14 protein-coding genes and 1 pseudogene are annotated in these 13,304 nt (G+C 68.1%); 6 read left to right on the forward strand and 9 right to left on the reverse strand.

Translation table 11 applies throughout. The annotated features are described in order from the left end of the window. Genes fliR through D5S08_RS06100 form a run of 4 tightly spaced genes read left to right on the forward strand, consistent with a single transcriptional unit; the run spans nt 1 to nt 3,747 of the window. The gene (fliR, locus tag D5S08_RS06085; RefSeq protein WP_121116585.1) at nt 1-783 is read left to right on the forward strand and encodes a flagellar biosynthetic protein FliR; all 783 of its coding nucleotides are present in this window, start codon (nt 1-3) and stop codon (nt 781-783) included. Then, complete coding sequence (locus tag D5S08_RS06090) at nt 780-1,907, forward strand: EscU/YscU/HrcU family type III secretion system export apparatus switch protein (protein ID WP_121116587.1); 1,128 nt, start codon at nt 780-782, stop codon at nt 1,905-1,907. Before fliR ends, D5S08_RS06090 begins: the two co-directional genes overlap by 4 nt. A gap of 30 nt (nt 1,908-1,937) precedes the next feature. Next, nucleotides 1,938-3,377 carry a flagellar filament capping protein FliD gene (gene fliD / locus D5S08_RS06095; RefSeq protein WP_121116589.1) on the forward strand — a complete coding sequence of 480 codons (1,440 nt, stop codon included), beginning with the start codon at nt 1,938-1,940 and terminating at the stop codon, nt 3,375-3,377. A gap of 4 nt (nt 3,378-3,381) precedes the next feature. After that, the gene (locus D5S08_RS06100) at nt 3,382-3,747 is read left to right on the forward strand and encodes a flagellar export chaperone FliS (RefSeq protein WP_162301935.1); all 366 of its coding nucleotides are present in this window, start codon (nt 3,382-3,384) and stop codon (nt 3,745-3,747) included. Between the two features lie 40 nt (nt 3,748-3,787). Here the strand turns inward: D5S08_RS06100 and D5S08_RS06105 are convergent, their stop codons facing one another. Genes D5S08_RS06105 through D5S08_RS06120 form a run of 4 tightly spaced genes read right to left on the reverse strand, consistent with a single transcriptional unit; the run spans nt 3,788 to nt 7,971 of the window. Beyond that, on the reverse strand, nt 3,788-4,075 hold the full coding sequence (locus D5S08_RS06105) for a hypothetical protein (RefSeq protein WP_121116593.1): 288 nt from the start codon (nt 4,073-4,075) through the stop codon (nt 3,788-3,790). Nucleotides 4,076-4,077: 2 nt separating this feature from the next. Continuing rightward, entirely contained in the window at nt 4,078-6,621 is a 2,544-nt protein-coding gene (locus tag D5S08_RS06110) for a cbb3-type cytochrome c oxidase subunit I (RefSeq protein WP_121116595.1), read from the reverse strand. Then, the gene (locus D5S08_RS06115) at nt 6,618-7,568 is read right to left on the reverse strand and encodes a cytochrome c oxidase subunit II (protein ID WP_338322942.1); all 951 of its coding nucleotides are present in this window, start codon (nt 7,566-7,568) and stop codon (nt 6,618-6,620) included. The genes D5S08_RS06110 and D5S08_RS06115 overlap by 4 nt, the downstream gene beginning before the upstream one ends. Next, the gene (locus tag D5S08_RS06120; RefSeq protein WP_121116597.1) at nt 7,558-7,971 is read right to left on the reverse strand and encodes a c-type cytochrome; all 414 of its coding nucleotides are present in this window, start codon (nt 7,969-7,971) and stop codon (nt 7,558-7,560) included. Before D5S08_RS06120 ends, D5S08_RS06115 begins: the two co-directional genes overlap by 11 nt. 340 nt (nt 7,972-8,311) lie before the next feature. Here D5S08_RS06120 and D5S08_RS17445 point away from each other — a divergent pair. Beyond that, nucleotides 8,312-8,602: pseudogene (locus D5S08_RS17445) on the forward strand (c-type cytochrome); the annotation flags it as partial. A 34-nt stretch (nt 8,603-8,636) separates the two neighbouring features. On the opposite strand, the gene D5S08_RS06130 reads toward D5S08_RS17445, so the two are convergent. Beyond that, entirely contained in the window at nt 8,637-9,308 is a 672-nt protein-coding gene (locus D5S08_RS06130; protein WP_121116600.1) for a cytochrome b, read from the reverse strand. Continuing rightward, nucleotides 9,305-10,084, reverse strand: coding sequence for a cytochrome c oxidase assembly protein (locus D5S08_RS06135; protein ID WP_121116602.1), 780 nt, complete (start codon nt 10,082-10,084; stop codon nt 9,305-9,307). Before D5S08_RS06135 ends, D5S08_RS06130 begins: the two co-directional genes overlap by 4 nt. A gap of 86 nt (nt 10,085-10,170) precedes the next feature. On the opposite strand from D5S08_RS06135, the gene D5S08_RS06140 reads away from it, so the two are divergent. After that, nucleotides 10,171-11,076: an isopenicillin N synthase family dioxygenase gene (locus tag D5S08_RS06140; protein WP_121116604.1), complete on the forward strand. Its 906-nt coding sequence runs from the start codon at nt 10,171-10,173 to the stop codon at nt 11,074-11,076. A gap of 184 nt (nt 11,077-11,260) precedes the next feature. Here D5S08_RS06140 and D5S08_RS06145 read toward each other — a convergent pair whose 3' ends face one another. The 3 genes from D5S08_RS06145 to D5S08_RS06155 are packed head-to-tail and all read right to left on the reverse strand — an operon-like array spanning nt 11,261 to nt 13,301. Further along, nucleotides 11,261-11,809: an NUDIX hydrolase gene (locus tag D5S08_RS06145; RefSeq protein ID WP_121116606.1), complete on the reverse strand. Its 549-nt coding sequence runs from the start codon at nt 11,807-11,809 to the stop codon at nt 11,261-11,263. Continuing rightward, nucleotides 11,806-12,480, reverse strand: coding sequence for a TPM domain-containing protein (locus tag D5S08_RS06150; RefSeq protein ID WP_121116608.1), 675 nt, complete (start codon nt 12,478-12,480; stop codon nt 11,806-11,808). The genes D5S08_RS06145 and D5S08_RS06150 overlap by 4 nt, the downstream gene beginning before the upstream one ends. Continuing rightward, nucleotides 12,480-13,301 (reverse strand): TPM domain-containing protein, encoded by an 822-nt coding sequence (locus D5S08_RS06155; RefSeq protein ID WP_241557252.1) that lies wholly within the window; start codon nt 13,299-13,301, stop codon nt 12,480-12,482. The genes D5S08_RS06150 and D5S08_RS06155 overlap by 1 nt, the downstream gene beginning before the upstream one ends. Between the last annotated feature and the right edge of the window lie 3 nt (nt 13,302-13,304).

The raw sequence follows: 13,304 nt of genomic DNA on the forward strand, positions 1-13,304 counted from the left end.
ATGATCGCGCTCGATTTCGGGTTCGGCGCGCTGGAGCAGGACTTCTGGCGCGTGGTGTTCCTGATGACCCGCATCGGCGCCGCGCTGCTGGCCGCACCCCTGTTCGGCGGAGCCTCCGTCCCGGTCACGGTGCGCACCTGCATCACCGGGGCGCTGGCGATCTTCGCCTCCATCTGGATGCCGGCCATCCCCGTGCCACCGGCGCTGCTGTCGGTCGAGGGCCTGCTGGCGGTCGCGGGCGAGGTGCTGGTCGGGGTGACACTGGGCTTCGTGCTACAGCTCGCCTTTGCCGCGCCGCGGCTGGCGGCGGAAGTGATCGCCGGATCCATGGGCATGAGCATGGCCGTGTCGGCCGATCCGCAGGGCGGCGGCCAGACCACGGCATTCGGGCAGTATTTCAACATCGTGCTGGTGCTGATCTTCCTGTCGCTGGGCGCGCACCTGCACTGGATCGCGCTGCTGATGGAATCCTATCGCGCCTTTCCGCCGGGCCAGACCTGGCTGGGGCCGGAGCGATTGTCACTGGTGATCGGTTTCGCCGGGGAGATGTTCGCCACCGCCCTGCGGATCGGACTCCCGGTCACGCTGATCCTGCTGCTGGTGCAGTTCATGACCGGCGTGCTGAGCCGCGCGGCGCCGTCGCTGAACCTGTTCGCGCTGGGCCTGCCGGCCGCGGTGCTGGCCGGCATCGCCGCGCTGATCATCACCGCGCCGCTGTTGCATGAACAGCTGACCGACCTGTCACAGCAGGCGATCGCGCAGACGGCGCGGGTGCTGCGATGAGCGAGACCGCCGGCGAGAAGAGCTTCGCTCCGACCGAGAAGCGCCTGCGCGATGCCGCCAACAAGGGCGACGTGCTGCGCTCGAAGGAACTGGCGACCGCCGGCGTGATCCTGCTGGCGGCGGCCTGGCTCAGCTTTGCCGGGCCGTGGCTGCTGCAATCGCTGGGTGCATTGATGCGGACTGCGCTGATGTTCGATCGCGGGCAGGTGGACGACTTCTCCCCCGCCCGGCTGATGACCCGCGCCCTGTGGGCCGGGCTGCCGCTGGTCGCCAGCATCGCCTTGCCGGTGATCGGGGTCACCCTGATCACGCAGCTGGGGCTGGGCAGCGGCCGCTGGGTGGGCGGCAACATGGCGTGGAAGGGATCGCGGATCGATCCGCTGGCCGGCCTGAAGCGCATGTTCGGCATGCAGGGGCTGATCGAGCTGGCCAAAGGACTAGGCAAGGTGGCGCTGCTGGGCGCAATCGCCTTTGCCTGGGCGCGATCCTGGCTCGACACCATCGTCGGGTTGGGACGCAGCACGCTGGCCGGCCAGCTGGATGCCGGCTGGGGCGCGCTGTTGTCCCTGCTGCTGACGCTGGGCGGTGGGCTGGTGGTGATCGCGCTCGCCGACGTGCCGATCCAGTGGATCCGCCGCAACGGGCGGCTGAAGATGAGCATGCAGGAGCTGCGGGACGAGAACAAGGAAAGCGAAGGCAGCCCCGAGGCGAAATCGGCCCGGCGCCAGCGCCAGCGGGAAATCGCCCGCGGTGCCGTCGCCCCCGCCATGCGCGATGCGCAGTTCGTGCTGACCAACCCCACGCATTTCGCCGTGGCTATGACCTACGATCCGCAGCGAGCCGCTGCGCCTATCGTGCTGGCGAAAGGTCGCGGCGACAAGGCGGCGGCGATGAAGGAGCTGGCGCGGGAGATGGCGGTGCCGCTGCTGGAATATCCGCAGCTGGCCCGGTCGGTGTTCTACACCACGCGGGAGAACCAGACCATCCGCGAGGAGCTGTATGGCGCGCTCGCCGCCGTGCTGGCCTATGTCTTTTCGTTGCGCCGCGGCGAGCAGCGCAGCCTGCCGCCGGTGGACGTGCCGGTCGCGTTGCGTTTCGATGCCGATGGCAAGCTGGCCTCTTAAGCGCGCGCGCCGCAGGCCGTTCTATCGGTCATGAGCACCACCTCCTCCTCAGCGGCGGCGACCAATGCCTCCGCATCGTCGATCATCGCCATGCTGAACGCGGGAAGCGGGGTCAACTGGTCGCAGCTGGCGGCGGACCTGTCGGCGGTGCAGTTCCAGGCCAAGACCCAGCGCCTGACGCAGCAGACGGAACTGATGGAGACGCGGATCAGCAGCGCCTCCGCCATCAAGGGCGCGCTTTCTTCACTTGCCACTGCCATCGGCGAGGGCGTTCGTACCGGCAACCTGTCGGCGCAGCCCAGCATCGTGAATTCCGCCGTGGCACAGGTGTCCTCTCCGGTGGGGACCAGCGGCAAGGGCAGCTATTCGCTGGAGGTGCAGCAGATCGCCAGCGCCCAGACGCTGGCCTCCGGCGTGTTCGCCAGCGGCACCGCAGTGGTGGGTGCGGGCACGCTGACCATTCGCTTCGGCGCGACGACCGGCACGAGCTTCGCGGCCGATGCGACCAGGCCGGCGCTAAATGTCGAACTGGCCGACGGGGCGAAGCTGAGCGACGTCGCCAGTGCCATCAACGCCAAGGGGGCGGGCGTCACGGCCTACGTTGCCAACACGGCCGCCGGCGCGCAGCTGGTGCTGAAGGGGCAGGAAGGGGAGGCCGGCGGCTTCGTCGTGGAGACCACCGGCGCCGGTCTGGCGGATCTGGCGTGGAACCCGGAGGCCGGCGGCGATCCCGCCCGGCTGAAGGGCGCGGCGCAGGACGCGCTGTTCAAGCTGGACGGGCTGGACATGCGCAGCAGCACCAACAAGATGTCGCAGATCGCACCCGGCCTGCAGCTGAGCCTGACCGGCACCAATGCCGGCGCGCCCACCACCATCACTTTCGCCAGCCCGGTGGACAACATCACCAGCTGGATGACCGATTTCGTCACCTCCATGAACGATATTGCCGGGGCGCTGGGCACGGCGATGGGGATCGGCGGGGAACTGGCCTCAGATGCCGGCGCGCGCACGCTGCGCACCCAGCTGTCGCAGCTGCCCGGGCAGCAGGTGATGCGATCTGCGGCGGCAGGCTCCCCCGGCACGCTGGCCGATCTGGGACTGAAGCTGGAGCGGGACGGCACCTTTTCGCTCGACACCGCGCGGCTGGCCGCCACGCTGGCGGCCGATCCGGCGGGCACGGCGGCCATGTTCACCACGGGTCTGGACGGCGTCTATTCGACGGTCGACAGGCTGGCCCGCAACACCAGCAGCACGCTGACGCCGGGTACGCTGGGCTACTCGGTCCGCAAATATCAGGCCACAACCTCTGACTACAGCGAACAGCTGGCAGACATCGCGGAAAAGCAGGAAGCGCTGCGGGCGCAGATGGTGACGCGGTTCAGCAAGGTAGAGACCAACGTCAATGCCTCCCGCTCCACGCTCAGCTTCCTGCAGCAGCAGATCGACGTGTGGAACGCCAGCAGCGACTGATGCGATGCTGGCGCTGAGAGATCCCGATGAAGCCTACCGCCGCAGCCAGTTCGATGCGCGGATCAGCGGCGCCAGCGCGGCCGATCTGGTGCGCGTCTGCGTGGACGAGGTGATCGACAGCCTGTCTCTGGCGGTGCTGGCCCACCGGCAGCGCAACTATTCGCTGCGCAGCCGCGCACTGACCCGTGCGGTCACCGCCCTGACCGCGCTGGAGATGGGCATCGACCGGCAGGCGCCGCTGGCCGATGCCCTGCTGCAATTCTATGGCGCGGCGCGTGGCCGGGTGCTGGACAGCGCCGTGCGGTTCGAGACGCCTGCTCTTGACGAAGTGCGCAGCGACTTCGCCGATCTGCGCCGGGCTTTCGCCTGACCCTGGTCGAGGCGCCGGCTGCACGGCATGCGGGGCGGCATCATCCGATCAGCGCGGGCACGCAGCTGAAGCTGATCGCCATGGTGGCGATGGCGAGGCCAAGGCCCGCCACCGACTGCACACTGACCGGCCGCACCCGCCGCCACAATACGAACAGGAGAGCATAGGCGACCAGCGTCAGCAGCACGGCGACGATGTTGCCTGTCGCCTGGCCGGGCCAGATGATGCTGGCGGACCACACCAGCATGAAGTGCGCGAACCATACGGTGAGCGCGGCAACGGCCGTGAACCAGTCGTTCCGGTTGATGAAGCTGTTGCTGTCCTCCACGGTCAGCCCCCTGGAAACAGACGCAGCACGGTGCTGCCGACCAGGCCCTGCAACGCGCAGAAACCGATCCAGCGAACCACCACGTCCAGCGTCACATTGGCCGGACCCGTCAGCAGCCCGCGCGCGCTGCGCCAGCCGAGATAGGCGGCCATGATGATGGCGGTGAACACGCACATGCCCTGATGCGCCAGCAGCGCGAACACCGTTGCCCCCTGACCGGTGGCGGTGGGAAGCAGGCCCGTCGACAGCCATCCGGTGACGTCCCAGTAGAGCGCCAGAGCCAGCAGGCCGGCACCTGCGGCGGCGCTGATCCACGGACCCTGGCCGGGGAACTCGCCATGGCTTGCCCCGGCCAGCGAGCGGCGCGACAGCCACGCCGCGCCCAGCGCCAGCAGCAGCAATGCCGCGATGCCACCCGTCTGCGCCAGACCCGGCGGCGCGGTCCAGACCTCCGGATGGATGCCGTAGAGGTACAGATAGGCGAACAGCGTCATCAGCCCGATCATGCCGATGACCACCAGTGTGGCATTCAGCGCCCACCAGCTGTGGCTGCTGGGCCCGGTGATGGTGATCGGCAGCACGATGCCCCCGCCCACATCGCCTTCCTTCAGGCGGATCGGCCGGTCCGTCTCCCACAGCCAGCGCAAGGTGGCATAAAGCATGAATACGCAGCTGACCGCCGAGAAGGTATAGGCCTGCACCGTCAGCGCCAGGAAGATGCCGGCGGTGAACACGGCGGAGGCGAGCGGCCAGACAGACGGGCCGGGCATCAGCTGCACATATTGCGGCTCTGCATTGATCGGGCTGGTGACCAGCGTCTCGCGCAGGCCGGTGATGCTGCCCGGCAGGAAATAGCGGCCGTCCTCCACATCCTTGGCCAGCTCCGGCTGATCCCACAGCGGGTCGCGGCCGCGCACCAGCGGGATGGAGCGGGTGGAATACAGCCCCGTCGGCAGCCATTCCAGCGTGCCGGCATTGTAGACGTTCCCGGCATCATCGTCGGTCGTGAAGCGGAAGTTGCGCGCGCAATCGACCAGGAACACCAGCACGCCCGCCGCCATCACGAACGACCCGACGGTGGAGATCTGGTTCAGCAGGTCCAGCCCGCGATCGGGCAGGTAGGTGTATACGCGCCGGGGCATGCCCATGAAGCCGGTCAGGTGCATGGGCAGGAAGGTGATGTGCAGCCCGCCGAACATCAGCCAGAAGGTCCACCTGCCCAGCCGTTCGCTGAGCGGCCGGCTGCTGGTCATGCCCGCCCAGTAGTAGAACGCCCCGAACACCGGGAACACCATCCCGCCGATCAGCACGTAATGGAAATGGGCGACGATGAAGTAGGTGTCGTGCACCTGCCAGTCGAACGGCACCATGCCGACCATAACGCCCGTCAGTCCGCCCATGGTGAAGATCATCACCGATCCCACCACGAACAGCGCCGGCGTGGACCAGCGGATCTTGCCCGATGCCAGCGTGGCGATCCAGCAGAACACCTGGATCCCGGCGGGCAGGCTGACCGCCATGCTGGCGGCGGAGAAATAGCCGGTGGAAACGCGCGGCATGCCGGTGGCGAACATGTGGTGCGCCCACACGCCGAAGCTGATGAAGGCGGTGGCCACGATCGCCAGTACGTTGAGCCGGTAGCCGACCAGCGGCGTCTGCGCTGCGGTTGATACCATCATGCTCATCAACCCGGCCGCGGGCAGGAAGATGATGTACACCTCAGGATGGCCGAAGAACCAGAACAGGTGCTGCCACAGCATCGGGTCGCCGCCGCGCGTCGCGTCGAAGAACGGCCAGTTGAACGCCCGCTCCAGCTCCAGCAGCAGGGTGCACAGGATCACGCTGGGGAAGGCGATCAGGATCATCACGGCAAAGGCGAGCATGGCCCAGACGAACATCGGCATCCGGTCCAGCGTCATGCCGGGCGCGCGGGTGCGCAGCACGCCGACGATGATCTCCACCGCGCCGGCGATGGCGCTGATCTCGATAAAGCCGATGCCCAGCAGCCACATGTCTGTGTTGATGCCGGGGCTGTATTGCAGGCTGGTCAGCGGCGGATACATGAACCACCCGCCATCGGGCGCCAGGCCGATGAACAGGCTGCAGAAGAAGAACCCGCCGCCCACGGCATAGGCCCAGTAGGCATAGGCGGACAGGCGCGGGAAGGGCAGGTCGCGCGCGGCCAGCATCTGCGGCAACAGCATGACGCCGATCGCCTCCACCATGGGCACGGCGAACAGGAACATCATCACCGTGCCATGCATGGTGAAGAACTGGTTGTACGTGTCCTGCGGCAGGAAATCCATCATCGGCGCCGCCAGCTGCACCCGCATCCCTAGGGACAGGATGCCTGCCGCCAGGAAGAAGCACAGCGCGGTGACGACGTAGATGAAGCCGATATAGTTGTTGTTGACCGCCTTCAGATATTCCCAGCCGCGTGGCGCACACCAGATGCGCTCCAGCTCCTCCAGCTCGCCTTCGGGCCGGGGATTGGTGGTGGGGAAGCGGGCGTAGAGTGCGTGGTCGAACCCGGTCTCGGACTTCATCGCTGCTGTTCCAGCCACTGGGCAATGGCGGTCAGCTCCGCGGCGGACAGGGTGTCGTAGCTGGGCATGCGATTGCCCGGCTTGATGCCCTGGCTGTCACCGATCCAGCCGATCAGCGTGCCGCGGTGGTTGGGCAGGATGCCGGCGCCCAGCGTGGCGCGGGTGCCGACATGGGTCAGGTCGGGGCCGGCCAGACCGTTCGCCTCCGTCCCGGCAACCCGGTGACAGGCGCCGCAGCCGCTCTCCATGAACAGCTGCCGCCCGACACCGCCGGTGGTGTTCGGGCCGGCCAGCCGCTGCAGGCGCGCCTGCTGCCAGCGGGCGTAGTCCGCCGGCTCGTGCGCCAGGGCGACAAAGCCCATCAGCGCGTGCGGCCCGCCGCAATATTCCGCGCAGACGCCGCCGAACTGCCCGGCCTCGCCCGCCTGAATGCGCAGCAGGTTGGTGCGGCCGGGCACCATGTCCTTCTTGCCCGACAGATGCGGCACCCAGAAATTGTGGATCACATCCGCGCTGCGCAGTTCCAGCACGACCGGCTGGCCGACGGGAATGTGGATCTCGTTGGCATCCTCCATCACCACGCGACCGGCTTCGTCCAGATATTGCACCCGGAACCACCACATCTCGCCCGTCACGCGGATGCGCTGTTCGTTGCCGGTGATGTCGTCGGTCAGATCCGCCGTCAGCGTCAGGCCCCAGAACAGCAGGGCGGTCAGCACCACGCCGGGGAAGGCGATGCCGCCGATCCAGACCGCGCTCTCGCCGCCGAGCCGCTGCTTCCACCGGGGCGGACCCTTGATCGCGACCCACAGGGCCGCACAGACGATGGCGGTGACGATCACGCCCAGTGCCAGCAGCACCCAGGCCAGCACCGTCACCTTGTCGGCATAGGGCCCGGCCGGGTCCAGCACAGGTGGCGGCCAGCCCCACAGCGCGTCAAACATCATCGTCGATCCCGTACAGATAGGCTGCCGCCGCCCGTGCCTCGTCCGGCGTGATGGGGATGGGCGGCATGGTCGATCCCGGCTTAACAGCAGGTGCGTTGCGCAGGAAGGCGGCAAGGTTCTCGGCCGTGTTGGGCAAGGCGCCGGCGATCAGGCCGATATCGTCAAATCCCCTCAGCGAAGGCCCCAGCCGGCCGGCGGGCCAGGTCACCCCCGGTATCTCGTGACATGCGGCGCAGCCGGCCTGTTTGATCACCTGCAGTCCTTCCGCCGCGATCGCCTTGTCCGGCGTATACCGCGGCTCCTCCGGCGGCTTGCAGGCGGCGACGGCCAGCAGGCACAGGCCGGCCAGCAGTCTGGCCGCCGGCTGGATGCCTGTGATCGTGATTTGTCGTTGCCCCCGCATGTCATCCGGGAACCGGTACAAAGCGCCAGCGGTTCCCGGACCAATGGGGCGCATCCACAACAATCTGGTTCAGGCCGCAGCGCGGGTCGTGCTGGGCGCGGGTCTGCTGGTCGCGAGCACGGGCTGTTCGCGCCAGCATGAGGCGGGTCAGTTCGAGGCGAGTGGCGAGGTCATCGCCCTGGGCGGCGGCGATGCCGGAGTGCAGGGTGCCTGTGTGCTGTGCCACGGTTTGCAGGGCCAGGGCGATGGCGAGACAGTGCCGCGCCTCGCCGCGATGGATCGCGGTTATTTCCTCCAGCAACTGGAGAATTACGACAACGGCGCCCGCAATCACGCGCAGATGAGTTGGATCGCCGGCAGGCTGGACAATCAGGCGCGGGTCCGGCTGGTCGATTACTATGCCACGCTGCCGCTGACCGCACCGGTGCGGGCGGAGGGTGCACTGCCAGCCCCGTGCCCGCCGCCAGTCGCCGCGATCCTGTATCAGCAGGGTGATCCGGAGCGCGGCATCACCTCCTGCGCCACGTGCCACGGCGCGCGCGGCGAAGGTGTCGGCACCGGCAATCCGCCGCTGGCCGGCCAACCCGCACCCTATCTGCTGGCGCAGCTGCGCCTATGGCGCACCGGGAAGCGGTACGGTGACGCCATGGATGCGATGACCCATGTCAGCCGTCTGCTGGCCGAGGATGAGCTTGCGCCGCTTGCGGGTTATAGCGCGGTCCTTCCGGGTGCCATGTCGTATCCGGAACTTCCGGCAACATGCCCTCCAGCACGTCGTCCCGATCCCAAAAGTGGTGCTTGATCGCGGCGCCGGCGTGGCCGAGCACCAGGATCGTCAGGGCAATCACGCCGTAGACATGCACGCTCAGCGCCGTTTCCATGGCCCACCACTGCCATTCGATCGACAGGTCGTGCAGCGGCATCGGGGGCAGCGGGATCACGCCGCCCAGATATAGCGGCCGCGGCGGCTGGATGGCAGACCACATCACCCACCCCGTCAGCGGCAGCACGGCGAACAGGAAGTACAACGCCCAGTGCATCAGGTGGGCGACCGTCGTGCGCCAGCCCTGACCGTCCGCATCATTTATCGGTCCGGGCACCGCCATGCGCCACAGGAACCTGCAGAAGGCGAGCAGCAGGATCAACAGGCCAAGCTCCGTATGCCGCTGATAGAAGTCGAGCTTGTCGCCGCCCACCAGTGTGCGCTGCATGGTCCAGCCGGACCAGAGCTGGTAGATCACCAGCGCCGCCATCACCCAGTGGAAGGTGACGCCCACCGGCGTGTATTTGCCGCGGCTGCCATAAGTTTCGGCCCACTCGGCCAGGGTCTCCCTCATGCGGGCAGCACCTCTGCCGCGTTGCCGCGCAGCGACCGGTAGAGGATCGCCATGGCCGCCAGCAGGTAGATGGCCGAGGCCGGGGCCCACATCAGGATGCCGGCAAGCTGCTGGTCACCCAGCGGCGACAGGTCCCAGGCCTGCGTCGTCAGCCAATGCGGGGCATAAAGCGGCCGTCCGGCGAAGGTGATCAGCGCCCCCAGCACACCCATCAGCATCATGGTCGCCAGCAGGGACGTGACCGCACCGGCCGCGCTGACCTGCCGCAGCCGCGCCCACCACAGCGCCGCCGTGGCGGTGATCGTCAGCTGCATGGCCCAGAACACGCCATCATGCGCCAGCGCGGCGCCATAGAGCGGCGGCGCATGCCAGGCCCAGAAGGTCAGCACCTGCACCGCCGTCAACATCGCAAGGGATTGCGGCAGCCGTCGCAGATGCAGCCCGGTGGCAGATACCAGCGCTCCCGCCAGCACGGTCGCCAGCACCACATGATGCACCACACGGGCGGTGAATAATGCCGAGCCGAGCGCGCAGAACGGGCTGACGAACAGCACCAGCACGATACCAAGCGAAAGGGCAGCGGCGCGGCTGTCGGTCCTGCCGGGCTGGCGCCAGCGCCACCAGGCAAGGAACGCTGCGGCGAGGGTGAGCAACAGCAGCGGGTCGAGGTTCCACCGCGCGAGCCAGTCGGCCGGCAGCGGCGCCGCGCCGCAATAGGGTATCCACTGAACTGCCGCCCCGTTCACCACCACACCACCCCGTTGTGCCTCAACCATCGATACGAGTCCCGGCGTACCAGGTTCCGCAAACCCACGCAGCTTGCCAGTGGAAGCCGGTCGAAAAGCGGAGTAGAGCGCAAGGCATGACCGCCATAGCCACCACCTCGCTCACCCGCCAGCCGGCTGCGCTTGCTGCCGATCTGGGCCAGTCCTTCGAACAATACGGCTTCGCCATCGTTGCCGATCACGGCATTTCGCCTGACCTGATCGCGCGTGCGCAAGAGCAGGCCAGAGCGCTGTTCGCCCTGCCGGAGGAGCAGAAGCGGCGCTGGCACCAGACAGGGCAGGGCGGCGCCCGGGGCTACACGCCGTTCGGCATCGAACAGGCCAAGGGCGCGTCCGTGCGCGACCTGAAGGAGTTCTGGCACGTCGGGCGCGAGCTGCCAACGGGCGATCCGCTAGCCGCCTTCATGGCCCCGAACGTCTGGCCCGACGATGTCCTGCCCGATTTTCGGCCCACCTTCCTGGAACTGTATGCCCGGTTCGAGCAGGTGGGCGCGCACATCCTGTCGGCGATCGCGCTGTATCTGGGCCTGGAAGAACGCTGGTTCGACCCGACGGTGGAGCAGGGCAATTCCGTGCTGCGCCTGCTTCACTACCCGCCCGTGCCGCCGGAGGCGGAGGGCGCGGTGCGGGCTGCCCCGCACGAGGATATCAACACCATCACCCTGCTGCTGGGTGCGGAGGAGGCCGGGTTGGAACTGCTGACCCGGTCTGGCGAATGGCTGGCGGTCGCTCCGCCGCCGGGGGCGCTGGTGGTGAATATCGGTGACATGCTGCAGCGGCTGACTGCCGGGCGCCTGCCATCGACCACCCACCGGGTGATCAATCCCACCGGCCCGGCGGCCGCCAGGCCGCGCTATTCCATGCCGTTCTTTCTGCATTTCCGGCCGGACTTCCTGATCGATCCGATCGTGCCGGGTGGCGAGGAGCCGATCACGGCGGACGACTACCTGAAGCAGCGCCTGCGGGAGATCAAGCTGGCCTGAGGCGGCCTTATGGCGATCGCTGTTACCTTTGGACTCGTCACCCTAAACTTGTTTCAGGGTTCATCGTGCCGCCGGCGTGGCTCCCTCGGCTTGGAGCGGGGCCACGCCTAACCACACCTCACGGCGCTGGATGCGAGATAGACCCTGAAACAAGTTCAGGGTGACGGGCTTTAGAAGGTTGCGCTCAGCCGGCGATCCAGCCGGCACCCAGCAGCAGCAGCAGCTTGACGTCGAGCGCGTGCCCCTTGGCCCGATGCTCGGCCACGACATCGTGGATGCGGGCCAGCGGCACGCGATGGACCACGATGTCCTCGCTCTCGGTCCCGCCGCCATCGCCGATGCGGGTCAGCCCGGTGGCGCGTACCAGCGTGAAGCCTTCGCTCAGCATGCCCGGGCTGGACAGGAACTCGCCCAGCACCTGCCAGTGCTCGGCACGATAGCCGGTCTCCTCCTCCAGCTCCCGCCGGGCGCTGGCCAGCGCGTCCTCGCCTTCCAGCCCCGCTTCGTCGCCGATCAGGCCGGCGGGCAGTTCCAGACAATACCGGCCCGAGGGCACGCGATATTGCTCCACCAGGATCACGTGGTCGCCATCCAGCGCCAGGATCACCGCGGCGCGGATGTTGCTGGGCCGCCCGGCATACTCCCACCGGCCGCGCCGTTTCGCTTCCACGAACTTGCCGCGCCAGACGGTCTCTTCGGGCGCCTCCGCATCAGGGGGAAGCTGGCGGCTCACAGTTCGATCAGCCGATCCGGCAACTCGTTCCGGTCGTCCTCTGCGCGGGGAAGATGCTGCGCCAGGACGGTGCCGACCTGCTGGATGCCCGCCACCATGCCGTCGGCGATGCGCCCGTTCTTCAGCGGCTGCAGCAGCGCCGCCATGGCGACGCCCCAGGTGTCTGCCGGGACCAGCGCATTGATTGCCTCGTCCGCCACGATCTCCGCCCGGTGTTCGCACATGGACAGGTAGATCAGCACGCCGGTGCGGCCAGTCGTACGCCGCTCCGCACCGACCTTGAACAGGGCAATGGCGCGATCCTCCGCACGGTCCGTGCGGATGAAGCCGGGGACCAGCGCCATGCGCGCCGGTAGCCATGCCTGTATGGCCAGCAGGAGAAGGAACCCAGCAATGCCGATCGCGGCTGCAGCGGCAAGGATCCCGGGTGCCTCCCATGCGACGTTCCAGCCGCCGTGGAATACTGCCAACGAGTCCAGCACCGGGCCTGCCACAAAGGGCAGCAGTGCCATCACGGCAAAGGCGCCCAGTGCCGACCAAGCCAGCGCCACATCCATGTAGCCGTCCGACCGGTCGGCCACGATCGTCACGATCTCGCCACTGGTGTGCGCTTCCGCCGCGGCGACGGCTGCGCTGACACGGGCATGTTCGTCGGGGGTCAGGTAAGCCATCACCAGCTGCCCGAGGCGCCGCCGCCACCGGACATGCCGCCGCCAAAGCCGCCAAAGCCGCCTCCACCACCGCCGCCCCCGCCGAAGCCACCGCCACCATTATTGTTCATCATGCTGCTCACCGCGCTCCACAACAGCACATCGCCCACAGCGCCTGCCGCGCCGTACCGACGGTGGCGCCGGCGACCCTTGCCCTTGCGGCCGAACATGAGCGCGAAGCCGAGGATCAGCGCACCCCAGAAGATCGCCCCGCCGACCATGCCGGCCGTGCTGCCACCGGCGCGGCGGCCATTCCGCTCGGCCGCCGCGGCAGCTTCGGCAATGGCGGCGGCGTCTTCGGGGCTGCGGTCCAGCTGGGTCAGCAGCGCATCCACCCCGGCGGCAATGCCGGCAGGATAGTCACCCGCGCGGAACGCCGGCGTGATCGTGTCCCGGATGATCCGCCCGGAGAGGATGTCGGTGACATAGGGGGTCAGGCCATACCCCACCTCGATCCGCACCTTGCGCTCTGCAGGGGCGACCAGCAACAACAGGCCCTGGTCGCGCTTCGCCCCACCGATGCCCCATTGCTGGAACAGGTTGACGGCGTAGGTCTCGATCGGCTCGCCACCCAGCGTCGTCACGGTGGCGATCACCACGGCGCGCCCGGTGCGAGCATTGTATTCGCGCAGCCGGGCGTCGAGCGCCGCCTCCTGCTGAGGGGGCAGGATGTTCGCCTGGTCCAGCACCGGCCCGGCCGGCCGCGCAGGATAGTCCTGCGCAACCGCGGCCGTGGCGCCGATGATAGCCAGCAGCGTCAGTAGCCAGCGGATGAAGGGCACGGC

It is taken from the genome of Croceibacterium ferulae (assembly GCF_003660445.1).
GTDB lineage: Bacteria > Pseudomonadota > Alphaproteobacteria > Sphingomonadales > Sphingomonadaceae > Croceibacterium > Croceibacterium ferulae.